Source organism: Marinimicrobium sp. UBA4509 (genome assembly GCF_002388575.1).
In the GTDB taxonomy this organism is placed as follows: domain Bacteria; phylum Pseudomonadota; class Gammaproteobacteria; order Pseudomonadales; family Cellvibrionaceae; genus Marinimicrobium; species Marinimicrobium koreense.
In genome coordinates, this window is sequence record NZ_DGMV01000031.1 from 62544 (window position 1) to 62896 (window position 353).

Genomic DNA, 353 nt, shown 5'->3' on the forward strand with positions numbered 1-353 from the left:
GCTGATGCAGGGGGATTACATGACGCTCCGTTTTGAAATCGGCAATCAGATCCGTGACGCCGTCCGCTCAAACGGCCAGGCCGACGATGAACCCGACGACACTTCCGAAGGCTACGCCATCGTGCGTCTGGATGAGCAGAGTATCGCGCACTTTGTCCGACTCGCCGCTTCGACCACCGCCCTTGAGGAAGACCAGCGCGCCCTGTTCTATCGTCAACGTAACGGCCGGATTCTGTTCGCCACCAACGCCTTCTTTTTTCAGGAGGGGCAGGCCGAGCGTTATGAGGCTGCCCGGTATGGGCGGTTTCGAGTGAACGAGGAAGGCGAGCCGCTTTTGGTGGGGTTGCATGATG

At 59.5% G+C, this 353-nt stretch carries 1 protein-coding gene; it reads left to right on the top strand.

The genetic code is table 11. From position 1 onward, the window contains the following. Nucleotides 1-19: 19 nt before the first annotated feature. A partial coding sequence (locus B3520_RS04015) for a GDYXXLXY domain-containing protein (protein WP_286875461.1) occupies nt 20-353 on the top strand: 334 nt, incomplete at its 3' end.